Genomic DNA, 15,356 nt, shown 5'->3' on the forward strand with positions numbered 1-15,356 from the left:
TGTAAATTGAAAAACATCCACTTCTCCCTCTTCGTTCATAGAAAAGATAGAAATGGATGTTATCATGAAAAATCTTATTTATTTCTCCAGGAGGATGGCCGTATAGATTCTGCCGCTCTCTGTGCCCAACTTGCGAGCAGAGAAATACTCGTCGCTATGCTGGAAGGTACAGATGCCACAATCCTGAATGTTTTCCTCGGCTACACCACAGTGCAGAAGAATCTGCTTGTTGCAGAGCGGAAGATTGATATGCCACTTCAGGGGCTGAACGATATTACCTTCGGCAGCCAGGCGATCACGCTCAGCAGGATCTGCAGAGAAGGCAGCATTAGGGCGCTGCTCTGCAATCTCTTCCATCGGAAAGGCAGCCTGCTCAAAAGCCTCATATACCTCATCTCCCACCTCAAAACTGTCGAGAGAAATACCAGGACCTATCACCGCCTTCAGCTTCTTGGGATCTGTCTTATAGGCAAAAGCCATCTCCTGAAGAGTCTTGTGAACGATGCGAGCCAAGGTCCCTCTCCATCCGGCATGGATGGCGGCGGCTGCATGATGCTCCTCATCATAAAGAAGCACCGGGATGCAATCGGCAGTAGAAACGCCAATGCATACACCAGCCTGATCGGTCATTATAGCATCTACGCCTTCAAGTACCATCTTACGGATATTCTCTGGCATGGTAAAAAACTCATCTGCGATATTACGCACCTCTACTCCATGTACCTGATGCGGCATGATGAGATGGGCTGTATCAATACCCAACTCTGTGGCAAGACGCTTGCGGTTTTCAGCCACATGTTCTGCATTGTCACCGCAAAACTCATTGATATTAAATTCGCCATAGTTGCCCTGGCTTACTCCATCCTTACGGGTAGTAGAGAAAGCCTTGACGCCAGCGGCTATATTATATTCCTTTATCATCTAATGTTAAGTGTTAAATTAGGCTTACGCTCACGAAACAAATGAATTGGCTTTCCCTGCGGTCGCCGAACGTTGTTTCTTCACTCTTCGTTCTTCACTCTTCAATTAAATCTACTCATATTCGAAATCATCGAGGTCATCAACATCCTCGATTTCATCCTCATCAATATATTCAACGATGTCCTCACCCTCAGCTTCAAGTTCCTGCTGGAAGCGGGACATGTCCTTATCACGATGCACGAGAGTATCCTCGGCAGTAATCTCCTGCAGCTTATTGCTCTCTGAGTTCAGTTCCTTCCAGAGTACATCCTTCAAATCCTGAATACCCTGTCCGGTAACAGAAGAAATGAAGACCACAGGAAGGTCAGTAGGAAGAGTATCCTTCAGCATCTCGATGAGCTCATCATCCAGGAGATCACACTTGGTGATGGCAAGCACACGGTGCTTATCGAGCATCTCGGGATTGAAATTCTTCAACTCGCCCAGCAATACCTCATATTCCTTCTTGATATCATCTGTATCGCCCGGCACCATAAAGAGCAGCAGGGAGTTGCGCTCGATATGGCGCAGGAATCGCAAACCTAAGCCCTTTCCTTCGCTCGCACCCTCGATGATGCCAGGAATGTCGGCCATGACAAAACTCTGGTGATCGCGATAATCCACGATACCCAGTGACGGTTCGAGCGTAGTAAACGGATAGTTGGCAATCTTAGGACGAGCACTGGAAACAGCACTCAGCAAGGTAGACTTGCCAGCATTAGGGAAACCTACCAGACCCACATCGGCAAGGAGCTTCAACTCCATGATGATGGTCATCTCCTGCATAGGTTCTCCAGGCTGTGCATAACGAGGCGCCTGATTAGTGGCAGAACGGAACTGAAAATTACCCAATCCACCGCGACCACCCTTGAGAAGCAGCACTTCCTGACCATCGTATGCCACATCGCATACAAACTTGCCGGTCTCGGCATTATACACCACGGTACCACAAGGCACATCAATATAGATGTCCTTGCCATCGGTACCATGACACTTGTCACGTCCTCCATTGCCACCATGCTCGGCGAAGAAGTGGCGCTGATACTTCAGATGCAGCAAAGTCCAGTAGTTGTGGTTGCCGCGAAGATAGATGCTTCCTCCACGTCCGCCATCGCCACCATCAGGTCCACCATTAGGTTGGTACTTCACGTGGCGCAGGTGCATGGAGCCTTTACCACCCTTACCAGAGCGGCAGTTGATCTTTACATAATCTACGAAATTGGATTCAGCCATTTATTTTTCCTTTTTAATTGAATGAATAAATCTTCTTTTATTGAACAAAAGATTCTTCTTTTATTTAACGAATAAATCTTCCCCGCAGCCTTGCTGGGAAGATTATTTTATCTTGATTACAAGTTGTCGATTACATTGCAAACGCGTGCAAAGATCTCATCTACTGTACCGAGACCCTCGATGTGGTGATGAATGCCTTCCTTCTCATACCAGTCGATGAGCGGAGCAGTCTGTGTATGATAAACATTGAGACGCTTCTTGATAGTCTCCTCATTATCATCAGAACGGCCGCTTTCCTTACCGCGGTTAATCAGGCGAGCCATCAGCTCATCCTCAGGAACTGCCAACTCAATCATGGCAGCAATCTTATGACCACGCTCAGAGAGCATCTTCTTCAGAGCCTCAGCCTGTGGAGTGGTACGTGGGAAACCATCGAAGATAACGCCAGCGTGATCCTTACCGAAGCTATCGTATACACTTGCGAGGATGTCAATCATCAACTCGTCTGGAATCAACTGACCATTGTCGATATAACCCTTAGCTGTCTTACCAAGTTCTGTACCGTTCTTGATTTCGTTACGAAGTACGTCACCTGTAGAAATGTGACCGAGACCATACTTCTCAATCATCTTGTCGCTCTGTGTACCTTTACCTGCACCTGGAGCACCGAAAATTACGATATTTTTCATTTTTACCTTAATATATATAAATTGTTTTATGTTGTGTCAGAAACTTAACTATATTTATTAACCCACTTCTGTCCCTTTGGAGACAAAAGAACAGCAAAAACAATTCCAAAGAGAACTGTTACAACACCTAAAAAAAATAATGCATCCATTTTATGTCCTCCTATTTTTATTGTTATACTTTGGGTCAAAAACTTAATTTATACTGTTAAACCATTGCTTTCCTTTGGGAGTCATAACAAATAACAAGAATACTATAGCAGGGATTCCTACCATAGCCAAAATAATGTATGTACCCAAAAAAGGAATATCTAAAAGGCAATTAAATGCCATCAAACTTAAATTTGCCATTATTTCTTCTTTTTATCGTTATCTTTTTTATTCTTCCTAATATAAATACCTGCTATAAACAATATGATTGCTATTAATCCGCTGACAACATACAACATCCAACGAACATCATTGAGATCCTGCATCATCGAAGTAACAAATACAGCAGTCAAGAAGTACTTGGAGACATCCAAGCAATAATCACTAATCTTCTCCCACATGCTTCACCCCCTATTCTTCTACAATCGTGTAGATATCGCGGAGGTTTCTGCCTTCTTGGTCATAATCTAATCCATATCCTACGATGAAATCGTTAGGAATTTCCATCACGGCATAGTTAATGTCCAGATCAACCTTCAGGTTGCCTGGCTTCACGAGGAGCGAACAAATCTCGATGCTGGCAGGATTCTTCTTCTTCAAATCCTCAATCATGTGAGCCATGGTAAAACCGGAATCAACAATGTCTTCTACAATGATGACATCACGGCCTTCCAGGTTCTGGTTGATGCCCATCAGGGTCTTCATGCTACCGGTAGAGCTGGTGCCCTCGTAGGAAGCATACTTCACAAACGAAATCTCGCTCGGTACCGTAATCATTCGCATCAGATCGGCAGCGAAGATAAACGAACCATTCAACACAGCCAGGAACACTGGCTTCCTACCTTCGTAATCCTTGTTGATACGGTCGGCAACGACCTGTACCTTCTTCAGAATCTCAGCCTCTGGAATGGAGGTCTTGAAGGTCTTATCCTTGATTTTTACTATGCCCATAGTCTTGATGATATAATATTTTCTGCAAAATTACGAAAAAAACATGAAACTTCATCCATTCATCGACTTTTTTTAGTACTTTTGCATTAATTTAATCAGATAATCGGACATAACATACAGTAAGATATGAAGATATTTACAAGTGCTCAGATACATGAGCTAGACAAATACACCATTGAGCATGAACCCATCTCATCGCTCAACCTCATGGAACGCGCTGCCAAAGCTTTGACTCGTGCCATCGAGGAAGAATGGACCAACCGTACACCCGTGGTTGTCTTTGCCGGTCCCGGCAACAATGGTGGCGATGCCCTTGCTGTTGCCAGATTGCTCAGCGAGGATGGATATCAGGTGAATGTATATCTGTTCAACGTACACAATAAACTCTCAGCAGACTGTGCAGCCAACAAGAAAAGGCTCCAGGAAGCAAAAAGAGTGAAATTCACGGAAGTCGTTCTCAACTTCGATCCTCCACAGCTCGAAGCAGGTACGCTTGTGATTGACGGTCTCTTTGGCAGCGGACTGAACAAACCGCTGGCTGGAGGTTTTGCTGCTATGGTAAAATACATCAACCAGAGTGCTGCCAAGGTGGTAAGTATCGACATTCCTTCGGGACTGATGACCGAAGATAATTCCTACAACATCCACTCCAACATTATCCGGGCAGACCAGACTCTTACCCTTCAGCAGAAAAAGCTCTGCATGCTGATGGCAGACAACCAGCAATACCTGGGGCATCTGAAAGTACTTGACATCCGACTTTCTACAGAATATATCAAGAATACAGATTGCAGATACAGCATCCTTGAGGAAAAGGACATCAGACTGCTGATGCATCCCCGTAATGATTTTGCGCATAAGGGCAACATGGGCAATGCACTCATCATTGCCGGAAGCTATGGCATGTGCGGTGCATCGGTCCTTGCTACCAAGGCATGCTTGAGAAGCGGTGTGGGCAAAGTGACTACACATACGCCCAAACGCAACTACGAGATTATGCAGATAAGCGTACCGGAAGCGGTACTTCAGATGGATTCTGAAGAAACCATCTTCAGCGAGCCGGTGGAAACAGAGAACTTCCATGCCATGGGCATCGGTCCTGGACTGGGAACCAACGAGACTACCGCCATCGCCCTGATAGCCCAACTGCGCCGTGCCAGCTGTCCGGTGGTCGTAGATGCTGATGCATTGAACATTCTCTCCAGCCACCGTGCCTGGATGCAGCAACTTCCAAAGGACATCATCCTCACACCCCATCCAAAAGAACTGGACCGCCTGGCAGGCAATGCCAGCAGTAATTGCAGCGAACGACTCTCAAAAGCCTGCGAACTGGCTGAACGACTTCAGGCGTACATTATATTAAAAGGACACTATTCAGCCCTCTGCCATCCGGACGGAAAAGTAGAATTCTGCTCTACCGGCAACAGTGGCATGGCAACAGCCGGAAGCGGTGATGTACTTACAGGTATCATCACAGCCCTCCTGGCACGAGGATACAAGCAGGCAGATGCCTGCCGATTGGGAATGCATCTACACGGTCTGGCAGGCGACCTTGCCGCAAAAGACCTGGGCAAGGAAAGTCTCATTGCCAGCGATATCATACAATATCTGCCAAAGGCATTCCTGAGAATGGAAGACTAAGATTTAGGAGAGGTCTCCCTTATCTGGGAGATTCTCGCTTCCAGGACCTGACGCAAATCGTCCTTTCTATCCATATTCAATTTCTCACGGATATGGCTACGCTGACTGGTGATGTTCGACTCTGATTTATTCAGCAAGTCGCACGAAGGTGTTGCTTAATCCATTTAAAGTAAAGTTCCACGTTCCATCTTTCCCTATATAATTCAGATATGGTATACAGCATAACTAATACCACAATGGTAAAGTTTGCTGGAGAGTGCCGTAAGGCAGTTTTCTATATCTCGAAGACTATCACGACCTGTTAATTGAGCATAGCTCATTACTGGAAATTGGGCTTTACAAGAGAAGTTTCTTGCTCTGTAGTTTCCCTTATAACGGTCTACACAAGTTTTGAAATCACGTTCTGGTATAAGTGACATAATCTGAGAAAATATAGTTTTGCCTTTGTTCATCGCACACGTATTTTAAATATGCGTGCAAAGATACAAAATCAAACCGAGTACACTATAAAAAGTCCGTAAACTTTTGAGTATTAACAACTTATTTAATAATCGTCTCGTTTTAACGGGACACTAGTGTCATTTACTATAACAAATATTTTGCGGAGACATAAACTAGACTGGTCGTTGAAACTGTAGTTGCCTAGGTGATCTCACCCTCTATGGTTCCGGGACTTTTTTTATTACTTTTTCCTTGCCACATTCATTTATTTTTTGTAATTTTGCAACCGATTGAAAGCAATAAAAGCAAAAGAAAAGATGATCAAAAGATTTATCCTCCTGAGCTATCTAGTAATAGCCTGCGCCTTGACTCCTGCCAAGGCACAAAACAGTTTTCCTTATCCTACACTGCCAGACACCTTGCGCAGCGTAGAACTGCGTGCTGCTTATCTCAGCGAGCATTATTGGGATAACTTTAACTTTGCAGATACACTGGAACTCAGCAATAAGGAAATGGCAGAGCAGGGCTTTGTCAACTTCATTGATATTCTTTCACGCTTTAACCAGCAGATTGCCCAGAAGGGCATCGCTGCCTTTACGGCTAAAGCTTTCATACAGAAACCATCCAAGGAAAAATTCGAGACTCTCATTGAGCATTATTATGAAAATCCGGAATCACCCATGCGCAATGACAGAATCTACAGTCTCTTCCTGGAAGACATGACGAAATCACCATACTTTGACGAAACAGAAAAGGAAAGACTCAACTTCAAGCTGAAGCAAGCCATAAAGAATCTGCCTGGCACTACTGCCATAGACATCAGTTTTACACAAGAAGACGGTAAAACCTGTAAACTGAGTGAGTATAAAGAGAAGAAGATTATCCTATATTTCCATGACCCGGAATGCGAGAACTGTCACAAGGTGTCTGCATGGCTCAAGAAGCAGGAAATCCCGGCCGACATACAGGTAATAAGAATTGTTGCAGATAATCGCATCAGCGCCATTTACGGGCTCAAGGCTATGCCAACTATCTACCTGCTGGATAAAGGGAATAAGGTGATATTAAAAGACTGCACTCCAGAACAACTCATCGAAACGGTGCAGCAAAAATAAAAAGCAAACTAGACTGGTCGTTAGAAGCGACACTTATTTGTATTATAAACTAGTGTTATCATTTACTACTATATTTCTGTGTTATCAAATACTTACTATATGTATTTGCATTAATTATCTTTATTTGCGCGAGAAGAGTCATACTTCAAAGAGAACTCCTCACGTACGTGATCATGTCGCTTTACTACAATCACGTAGTCACCATCCTTAACTATTCCAACCTTGGCAACGAGTGTATAATAACCATACTGACCAGACTTTCCGTAATCACCTGTTTCGGTAATGATTAACTTATTGCCAACCAACTGAGTTGCAAACTTTACATTTGTGCCTTCGTCGGAGATTACATTCTTGTGTGTCAGCATTAACTGTCCAGCAGGAAGAATCTTGCAAACCAACTTCTCGTTGTTCTCAGCATTGCTGTTGGAAACCTCGCTTACCGCAGAGCCCGCAGTCATTGTGTAGCTGAGCAAAGAGAAATCTGACTTATCTTTAGAAATAGTAGCCTGACTAACAGCTTCTCCTAATTCATCGTCAGATGCACTGTAAAATGCAAATATAGGAAAAAAACAAATAGATTCCAAGTTTTTTAATTAAAAAGTTTAAAAGAAACAATGTTGTCGCACACAATGCGCTACTATTACTTACCAATTGCACAAAAACCGTCCAATAGTCTAACAGATAGTAAGAACAAAAAAGCGGGAACCCTTTCGGATTCCCGCTCATATCTTTTGTTGTAAAAGCCCGAAGATTAGTCGAGGTTAGCCAACTTGTTGTCAGAATGAAGAACATCCTTGATCTTGTGGCTATAGAGGTCAACCATGTACTCACGAGCCTTACCGCAGTACTGACGTGGGTCGAAGTACTCTGGGTGAAGAGCCAATGTCTCACGAACACCTGCTGTGAAAGCAAGACGAGAGTCAGAGTCGATATTGATCTTGCAAACAGCGCTCTCAGAAGCCTTAGTCAACTGCTCCTCTGGGATACCAACTGCATCTGGCAACTTGCCACCGAACTTGTTGATGATCTCAACATACTCCTGAGGAACTGAAGAAGAACCGTGGAGAACGATAGGGAAACCAGGAAGCTGCTCCTCAACTGCTGCCAATACGTCGAATGCCAATGGAGGAGGAACGAGGTGACCTGTCTTAGGGTCACGTGTGCACTGCTCTGGCTTGAACTTGTAAGCACCGTGAGAAGTACCGATAGAGATAGCCAATGAATCAACACCTGTACGTGTAGCGAAATCAACAACCTCCTCAGGCTTTGTATAGTGTGACTCCTCAGCTACTACGTCATCCTCAACACCAGCGAGGACACCGAGCTCACCCTCTACAGTTACACCGAACTGATGAGCGTAGTCAACAACCTTCTTTGTCAATGCAATGTTCTCCTCGTATGGAAGTGCAGAACCATCGATCATTACAGAAGAGAAACCGAAATCTACACAGTCTTTACATGTCTCGAAGCTATCACCGTGATCGAGGTGAAGAACGATCTCTGGATGGTTGCAACCCAACTCCTTTGCATACTCTACAGCACCCTCTGCCATGTAGCGGAGCAATGTAGGGTTAGCATACTTACGAGCACCCTTAGATACCTGAAGGATAACTGGTGACTTCAAATTTGAAGAAGCCTGGATGATAGCCTGGAGCTGCTCCAAGTTATTGAAGTTGAAAGCAGGAACGGCCCAACCGCCCTTGATAGCTCTTGCGAACATGTCCTTAGTGTTCACAAGACCGATTTTCTTGTAATCTACTGCCATAATTGTATTAATTTTATTGTTTTAATGAAACATTCTTTCTTTTTCCATTGATAAGGGAAAGAACTTATGGGATTTCTACCCTAACCGACTGCAAATTTACCTTTTTCTTTTGATACGACAAAATGTTAACTTACTTTTTAGCGTTTCAATCGAGTTAAAAAAGTTAATTATACCCTTTTGCACACCCCACTTCTAGCAAATTGCTAATTGCACTTTGCAATTTTATACTCTCTTACTGCATAAGCCAGCACAACCAGGAAACCGATAAACGGCACTACAAAAGGTAACACCACATGGGTGCGGTCGGCTATCAATCCCATCAGCAGGAAGCCACAACCTCCTATCGGAGTCATCATCAGAAGCGAGGATGCACTCTTGGTAAGATTACCCAATCCCGTGAGGGCAATAGAGAATATGGTAGGGAACATGATTGCCTCGAAGAGATAATTGCCCACCAAGGCTGCCAAGGAGATGAAACCTAAATCGCAAAGTACCAAACCGATACACACTACGCTGCCGATGGCGCAGATCAAGAGCATCGTAGTGGCCTTGATGTGGCGCATCACCCAACTGCCCAGGAATCTACCTACCATGAAGAATGCCAGGGCACAAGTGAGCACGAGCGAAGCCGTACGATCCGTCATCCAATGCATGCCGGTTACGAAATTAATGAAGTAGGAATTGATGGAAATCTCTGCAATCTCATAGCATAGCAAGGCAAAGAGACCAAAGACAAACATCCTGTGATGGGCAAAAAGCTTGCCGATATTACTTCCCCGTGCCTCATCCTCGGCTGTTGTATCATGCTGGATTTCAGGCAAACTGACACGTGAGAAGACCACGGCTATAGCGAGTACTAAGACACCCAAAATGGCATAAGGTACAGCCACGTTGCCACCTTCATCGGTATTATTGAAAAGAAACTGACCGATGCAAAATGTAGCGAAGATACTACCCAAGCCATTAAAAGACTGCGAAAGGTTCAGGCGGCTGGTAGCTGTCTCCCTGGCTCCCAATTCCGTTACGTATGGATTGGCTGCCGTTTCCAGGAAGACCAATCCACAGCCGATAATGAAGAGGCAAAGTAAAAATGCATAGAAACTGCCGATTGCTGCTCCTGGGACAAAAAGCAATGAGCCCAATCCAAAGAGCAACAATCCAAAGACTACACCCCTGCGATAGCCATACCTATTAATAAAGATACCCGCAGGTATCGCCATCAGGAAATAACCCAGATAGGTGGTAACCTGAATGAGGGCTGAATGGGTAATACTAATATGCAGAGCATTCTGGAAATGCTTGTTCAGCACATCCAGAATGGCACGAGCAAAGCCCCACAAGAAGAAGAGCGACGTTATCAATATGAAAGGGACAAGATATTTCTTGTCAGCTGTTTGTTTCGAATCTGTTTCTTTTGTCAACATTTACTTTTCTATTTATTCATCTAAAAAGATATTTCTGTTCATTTTAAAGAGACTATCGGAAGATAATCCTTACTTTTCATCATAGTAGAAATAACCGAAATCTGCATATCCACTCTTTTCCTTACCTTCTGCAAACATGCCGAGAACTACGCCCGTAAATCCGCCGGCGACCTCTGTACTCATCAGGCTACAGTTCATGGAAGCCAACTCATGGAATCGCTTTCCATCAAGCGAATAGTCGAAGAAATACATCTCGCCATTGCTTCTGATGCGCAACTTGACCGAACCCTTGCGCAGGCGAGGCACGCTCTTCACCACATAGTCGATGCTCTTCAGCTTGCAGCGCAATGCCACCTGCTTCTGGGATACGAAAAAGTCGAGATGACCGTCGTTGATCTGATAGACAGACAGACCTGCCTCTACCTCCCCCTTCGTGACAACATCCGTCTCCAGGGAGAAGCTGGCACTCTCCTGTCGGCGTCCTACGAAGGTAGGCTGCTGATTTTCCGTCAAGGTTCCATGAGGATAAAGACGCACGAAGTACTTCTCTTCCACAGCCATCGTATCATTGCGGAGATAGTTGCCCGGAATAGGATTCTGCAATTGCACCCATTCGAAAGCTCCTGTCGCAGGCGCATCCTCGGCATCCGCTTCCAGATGCTTCTCCAGAAGGACACTTGGCAAGGTATTAGCCTTCACCAGAGTATCGATAGGCATCCCACCATTCACTACAGGCCACTCACCTTCCTTCCACTCCACAGGAGCCAGATAGGTCTCTCTACCCAAGTGATGATAAGAACCGCCATAGTTGCGGTATGCCAGGAACACCATCCACCAGTTGCCATCTCCTGCCTGTACTAAGTCGCCATGCCCCGTACCCTGAATCTGCTTCGACTGTCCCAGTCTGCTACAGTTGGTCAGTATCGGATTATCGGGATTACTCTCGTATGGACCTTCTATATTCCGGCTTCTGGCGATGGTAAGACGATGCGCCAGTTCAGTTCCACCTTCTGAGATAAGAAGATAGTAATAACCGTCCTTTTTATAAATATGTGGACCTTCCGGATAGCGGCCGCCATCGCCCTGCCATAGTTGCTTGCTTTCTGTAAGCTGTTCGCCAGTCTTTGGATTGATCTCGCAGAGCCAGATGGCATCGCCCGGATTGCTCACCATATAGCACTTGCCGTTCTCGAAATAGAGCGACGGGTCTATGCCCTGCTGCTTCAACCAAACAGGTTCGCTCCAGGGGCCACGAGGATCTGTAGCAGTAACAAAGAAGTTGCCGCCATTGCCCACATTCGTAGTTATCATATAATAGGTACCCTCGTGATAGCGAATGGTTGGGGCATAGATGCCGAGCCAAGAACTAGCCCCCTTCAAGGGAATCTGGCTTTCACGATCAAGAACGTTACCAATCTGCTGCCAATGCACCATATCCTTGCTCTGGAAGATAGGAACGCCCGGAAAATACTGGAAGGATGAGTTGACAAGATAGAAAGTATCTCCTACCCGACACACGGACGGGTCGGGATGATAACCTGGAATCACCGGATTACGATACTCCTGTGCCGAAACCGGCAGCCATGCCAGCATCAGCATCCATACAAATAAAAATAGGTTTTGTCTATTCATAAGGAATTCGTTTAAATTGGGAACAAAGGTAAGGCTTTTTGATGAGATTTCCAAACAATCCTAGTGTTTTTTATTATTTATGCTAAATAAAAATGTTTTGAGCATCAGTACAAACTCCGTTCATAGACTTTGAACGGCGGTTCAAAGACACTGAACGGCGGTTCAAAGTCACTGAACGGAGATTCAACGTCTATGAACGAAGATTTGACCTAGAAGCAAAAACATTTATTCCCAATATCAGAAAGTTTCTACCTTAAGAGGAAACATCATCATTCCTTCGGAATCAGGACAGCTCCCTCCTGCTTCTTTCCGTCCATCAATATTCTCATCGGATGCTCAAAACGCACATGGCGCACATACTGCGTTTCTTCCACGGCAGGCATCGCATCCAAAATCTCCTTATTCACAAAGCCTCCTTCTTCGGTATTGGTGTCTACCGTGAAGTAACCCACGCCAAAAGAGGTGAGGTTCTGGAAGAAATGAGTGCCTTGGCTCGGGTCGATATTATAGTTCTTCAATGCTACTTCCACGATGACCCGGGCAGCACTGATATGCGGCCATTTGACAGGAACTCCGAGATAATGATCGCTGGAGCCCCAGCGTCCAGGTCCTATCAGCACATAGTTCTTGCCATCGGCAAGGAACTTGCGATTGATGCGTTCGATGTCATCAGCCACATAAAAGTTGTTCATCGCAGAGAAGTTATCATCATACTTCACGTAAACCACATCTACAATATCCTCGCTGATACCATGCCCCAGGGAATTGTGCGAACGGAGCAGACAGTCGGTATCCGGTATCGCCTTCACATCCTCGTCGAGCATCTCCTTGGCATCCACTATCGGACGAATCTGAAGCAGATAGAACTCACAGGTTCTGTCATTGTTGATATTGCAGGCAAACTCGATTTCCACAGGACGGCGCATCGCCTCGGAACCAAACTTCATTGACATCTGCATCAGTTCCGGTAATGGTACCACCTCATGCTGGAGCACACTGGCGAAGGTAATCAGTTTTCTGCCCGTTTCATACACTCCATCATTGATAACCTGATCGTATGGGTCGAAAGTAGAGGCTATATAGGTAAGACTCTGGTCTTCCACGGCATCCTTCACCCGAAGCTTGAGGATATTGAAGCCGTCATCTACCTTGAAATCATCACCTACATGCTTCATATCGAGGGCATAGAACTGGGTCTGCGTATCACGCAACGCCATCTCCGTTTCCGAAGTCTGCAGTACCTGATGAGGATGATAAGGACAGACGCGCAGGGTCTGACCGCCATCCACGATATACTTACCCAATCCGAGGGCAAGACTGGCAATACCTTCCTCAGCCTCCTCATCGCCGATAGGATAATAGTTGAGCGAACGGAGCACGCCACTCATCGTTGGATAGAAGCGGGTGCCATAATCCTTACCCACCACCTGCTGCAGGATAACCGCCATCTTTTCCTGGTCGATGACATTGCTGGTGGCTGTCATATACGCCTTGGAATCACGATAGAATACAGAAGCATACACGCCCTTGATGGCACATGCCAACATCTGGAGCATCTGATACTTATCCTCCAGATAAGGAATCATATAGGTGGAATAGATGCCGGCGAAAGGCTGGTAGTGCGCATCCTCAAGAAGCGAACTGGAACGGATGGCTATAGGACTCTTCGTGGCCTCGAAGAAGGTGAAGAAGTCGGCTATCAGGGAATCCGGCAACTGCGCATGCAGGAAGTGCTTCAATATCTCTTCATCGCTGGCATCGCTCAGCGCTATCGGATAAAGGTTGTTATTCATCATGAATGCATCAAAGATGTCGGTACAGAGCACCACCGTCTTCGGAATCTGCACGGTGGCATTCTCATACTGGTTGAACTCAGGATGACGCTTGATGATATTGTCGAGGAAAGCTAGGCCCCTACCCTTACCACCCAGGGATCCTTCTCCAATGCGGGCAAAGTGGGCATACTTATCAAACTTCATTCTATCAAACACGGCTACCACACCCAAATTCTTCATATGACGATATTGCACAATCGCATCAAAGATAATCTGTCTGTGAGCATCTACATCCTGAAGTTTCTCCCAGGTAACGTGCTTCAGGAAAGCCGATACCGGGAATATGGCACGGGCACAAAGCCAGCGGCTCATGTGATTGCGGCTGATATGATAGAGCATCGAATCGTTGGGGATGTTGAAGATATTATCCTGCAGCTCCTTCAGGCTTCTGATGCGCATGATTTCCTCATGGGTTTTCGGATCTCGGAAGATGAAATCGCCAAACCCCATGTGCTCCTCCATCAAACGGCGCAAGTCCACACTCATCTTCTTGGAGTTCTTGTCTACAAAGCGGAAGCCTTCTGCTTCTGCCTTGGCACGGTTATCACTCTCAGAACTCTCGAGGATAAGGGGCACAAAAGAGTCATTCTTTCTGATATAGCGGAAAAGCTGCAAACCTGCATCCGGACATTTCTCACGACCAAAGGTATCTGTGCCATACTCTGGTTTGACTTCCTGTTCAACTTCATTTCCAAAAGCTTTGGCGGCACTTTTCAACGGGAATCGGGCATCACTGATGACGCCAAGGGTATTATTGGAATACTTATCATACAGTTTCTTCGCCTCTTCATAAGTACGAGCCAATACCACCTTCGGACGACCACGCATACGCATGGTGGCAGCATGCCGGTTCAAGGCTTCCTTGGAGAAGTTCTTACTCTGCTCCAGAATATAATTATAGAGGTTAGGCAAGATGGAGCTATAGAAGCGGATGGAATCCTCTACAAGAAGAATCATCTGTACACCAGCCTCCCGGATATCATGCTCAAGATTCATCTTATCCTCAATCAACTTGATGATGGAAAGAATCAAGTTGGTATTACCCAACCAGCAGAAGACATAATCGAAGATGCTCAAATCCTCGTTCTGCATTCGCTTGGTAATGCCATGAGAGAATGGAGTAAGAACTACACAGTGAATATTAGGAAACTTGCCCTTGATGTCACGGGCCACATCAAAGGCATCATTATCCGCATTACCTGGCATACAGATTACCAGGTCGATCACAGTAGAACGCAATACTTGCGTAGCCTCCTCCGTGGTAGAAACCTGAGTAAAAGTAGGCGGATAACGAAGGCCAAGTTCCATATACTCATTATATATCTTCTCCTCGATTCGCCCATCATCTTCAAGCATGAACGCATCATAAGGGTTAGCTACAATCAACACATTGTAGATACGACGCATCATAAGATTGACAAACGATACGTCTTTCAAGTAGAACTTATTCCACTCTTGAGGTACATTATTCTCCATTTCTATTGCTATTTATTCTGCAAAGATACTGATTTTCTGATATTTCC

14 protein-coding genes and 1 pseudogene are annotated in these 15,356 nt (G+C 45.4%); 2 read left to right on the plus strand and 13 right to left on the minus strand.

Annotated features, from left to right (window positions below):
* Positions 1-78: 78 nt before the first annotated feature.
* From pgeF to hpt, 6 genes are all read right to left on the minus strand, one after another.
* Entirely contained in the window at positions 79-921 is an 843-nt protein-coding gene (gene pgeF / locus ACTQ16_RS06625; protein ID WP_218416647.1) for a peptidoglycan editing factor PgeF, read from the minus strand.
* A gap of 111 nt (positions 922-1,032) precedes the next feature.
* The gene (obgE, locus tag ACTQ16_RS06630; protein ID WP_217761247.1) at positions 1,033-2,193 is read right to left on the minus strand and encodes a GTPase ObgE; all 1,161 of its coding nucleotides are present in this window, start codon (positions 2,191-2,193) and stop codon (positions 1,033-1,035) included.
* A gap of 116 nt (positions 2,194-2,309) precedes the next feature.
* Positions 2,310-2,882 carry an adenylate kinase gene (locus tag ACTQ16_RS06635; protein WP_022122168.1) on the minus strand — a complete coding sequence of 191 codons (573 nt, stop codon included), beginning with the start codon at positions 2,880-2,882 and terminating at the stop codon, positions 2,310-2,312.
* Positions 2,883-3,074: 192 nt separating this feature from the next.
* Positions 3,075-3,230, minus strand: a complete 156-nt coding sequence (locus ACTQ16_RS06640) for a hypothetical protein (RefSeq protein WP_153109065.1) — start codon at positions 3,228-3,230, stop codon at positions 3,075-3,077.
* Positions 3,230-3,430 (minus strand): DUF6722 family protein, encoded by a 201-nt coding sequence (locus tag ACTQ16_RS06645; RefSeq protein ID WP_441936721.1) that lies wholly within the window; start codon positions 3,428-3,430, stop codon positions 3,230-3,232. Before ACTQ16_RS06645 ends, ACTQ16_RS06640 begins: the two co-directional genes overlap by 1 nt.
* Before the next feature lie 10 nt (positions 3,431-3,440).
* On the minus strand, positions 3,441-3,980 hold the full coding sequence (hpt, locus tag ACTQ16_RS06650) for a hypoxanthine phosphoribosyltransferase (protein ID WP_217761246.1): 540 nt from the start codon (positions 3,978-3,980) through the stop codon (positions 3,441-3,443).
* 126 nt (positions 3,981-4,106) lie between these two features.
* Here hpt and ACTQ16_RS06655 point away from each other — a divergent pair, with 126 nt between their 5' ends.
* The gene (locus ACTQ16_RS06655; RefSeq protein ID WP_217761242.1) at positions 4,107-5,621 is read left to right on the plus strand and encodes an NAD(P)H-hydrate dehydratase; all 1,515 of its coding nucleotides are present in this window, start codon (positions 4,107-4,109) and stop codon (positions 5,619-5,621) included.
* A 142-nt stretch (positions 5,622-5,763) separates the two neighbouring features.
* On the opposite strand, the pseudogene ACTQ16_RS06660 reads toward ACTQ16_RS06655, so the two are convergent.
* Positions 5,764-5,868: pseudogene (locus ACTQ16_RS06660) on the minus strand (transposase); the annotation flags it as partial.
* Entirely contained in the window at positions 5,825-6,073 is a 249-nt protein-coding gene (locus ACTQ16_RS06665; RefSeq protein ID WP_441936723.1) for a DUF4372 domain-containing protein, read from the minus strand. The gene ACTQ16_RS06665 and the pseudogene ACTQ16_RS06660, both read right to left, overlap by 44 nt.
* A 306-nt stretch (positions 6,074-6,379) precedes the next feature.
* On the opposite strand from ACTQ16_RS06665, the gene ACTQ16_RS06670 reads away from it, so the two are divergent.
* The gene (locus tag ACTQ16_RS06670; protein WP_295348134.1) at positions 6,380-7,177 is read left to right on the plus strand and encodes a DUF5106 domain-containing protein; all 798 of its coding nucleotides are present in this window, start codon (positions 6,380-6,382) and stop codon (positions 7,175-7,177) included.
* 110 nt (positions 7,178-7,287) lie between these two features.
* Here the strand turns inward: ACTQ16_RS06670 and ACTQ16_RS06675 are convergent, their stop codons facing one another.
* The 5 genes from ACTQ16_RS06675 to ACTQ16_RS06695 all read right to left on the minus strand — a co-directional run bounded on the left by ACTQ16_RS06675 (position 7,288) and on the right by ACTQ16_RS06695 (position 15,309).
* Positions 7,288-7,635, minus strand: coding sequence for a hypothetical protein (locus ACTQ16_RS06675; RefSeq protein ID WP_441936725.1), 348 nt, complete (start codon positions 7,633-7,635; stop codon positions 7,288-7,290).
* A 293-nt stretch (positions 7,636-7,928) separates the two neighbouring features.
* On the minus strand, positions 7,929-8,942 hold the full coding sequence (locus ACTQ16_RS06680; protein ID WP_040553598.1) for a class II fructose-bisphosphate aldolase: 1,014 nt from the start codon (positions 8,940-8,942) through the stop codon (positions 7,929-7,931).
* Between the two features lie 203 nt (positions 8,943-9,145).
* Positions 9,146-10,366: an MFS transporter gene (locus tag ACTQ16_RS06685; RefSeq protein ID WP_294969694.1), complete on the minus strand. Its 1,221-nt coding sequence runs from the start codon at positions 10,364-10,366 to the stop codon at positions 9,146-9,148.
* 69 nt (positions 10,367-10,435) lie between these two features.
* Complete coding sequence (locus ACTQ16_RS06690; RefSeq protein ID WP_441936726.1) at positions 10,436-11,998, minus strand: glycoside hydrolase family 43 protein; 1,563 nt, start codon at positions 11,996-11,998, stop codon at positions 10,436-10,438.
* A 269-nt stretch (positions 11,999-12,267) separates the two neighbouring features.
* Positions 12,268-15,309, minus strand: coding sequence for a PEP/pyruvate-binding domain-containing protein (locus tag ACTQ16_RS06695; RefSeq protein ID WP_153125328.1), 3,042 nt, complete (start codon positions 15,307-15,309; stop codon positions 12,268-12,270).
* Between the last annotated feature and the right edge of the window lie 47 nt (positions 15,310-15,356).

The sequence above is a fragment of the Prevotella sp. LCP21S3_D2 genome (genome assembly GCF_052118345.1).
Taxonomy (GTDB): Bacteria; Bacteroidota; Bacteroidia; order Bacteroidales; family Bacteroidaceae; genus Prevotella.

Bases quoted from the DNA above. Each gene is read 5' to 3' on its own strand.
- pgeF (WP_218416647.1), bottom strand. From the start codon at position 921: ATGATAAAGGAATATAATATAGCCGCTGGCGTCAAGGCTTTCTCTACT.
- obgE (WP_217761247.1), bottom strand. From the start codon at position 2,193: ATGGCTGAATCCAATTTCGTAGATTATGTAAAGATCAACTGCCGCTCT.
- ACTQ16_RS06635 (WP_022122168.1), bottom strand. From the start codon at position 2,882: ATGAAAAATATCGTAATTTTCGGTGCTCCAGGTGCAGGTAAAGGTACA.
- ACTQ16_RS06640 (WP_153109065.1), bottom strand. From the start codon at position 3,230: ATGGCAAATTTAAGTTTGATGGCATTTAATTGCCTTTTAGATATTCCT.
- ACTQ16_RS06645 (WP_441936721.1), bottom strand. From the start codon at position 3,430: ATGTGGGAGAAGATTAGTGATTATTGCTTGGATGTCTCCAAGTACTTC.
- hpt (WP_217761246.1), bottom strand. From the start codon at position 3,980: ATGGGCATAGTAAAAATCAAGGATAAGACCTTCAAGACCTCCATTCCA.
- ACTQ16_RS06655 (WP_217761242.1), top strand. From the start codon at position 4,107: ATGAAGATATTTACAAGTGCTCAGATACATGAGCTAGACAAATACACC.
- ACTQ16_RS06665 (WP_441936723.1), bottom strand. From the start codon at position 6,073: ATGAACAAAGGCAAAACTATATTTTCTCAGATTATGTCACTTATACCA.
- ACTQ16_RS06670 (WP_295348134.1), top strand. From the start codon at position 6,380: ATGATCAAAAGATTTATCCTCCTGAGCTATCTAGTAATAGCCTGCGCC.
- ACTQ16_RS06675 (WP_441936725.1), bottom strand. From the start codon at position 7,635: ATGACTGCGGGCTCTGCGGTAAGCGAGGTTTCCAACAGCAATGCTGAG.
- ACTQ16_RS06680 (WP_040553598.1), bottom strand. From the start codon at position 8,942: ATGGCAGTAGATTACAAGAAAATCGGTCTTGTGAACACTAAGGACATG.
- ACTQ16_RS06685 (WP_294969694.1), bottom strand. From the start codon at position 10,366: ATGTTGACAAAAGAAACAGATTCGAAACAAACAGCTGACAAGAAATAT.
- ACTQ16_RS06690 (WP_441936726.1), bottom strand. From the start codon at position 11,998: ATGAATAGACAAAACCTATTTTTATTTGTATGGATGCTGATGCTGGCA.
- ACTQ16_RS06695 (WP_153125328.1), bottom strand. From the start codon at position 15,309: ATGGAGAATAATGTACCTCAAGAGTGGAATAAGTTCTACTTGAAAGAC.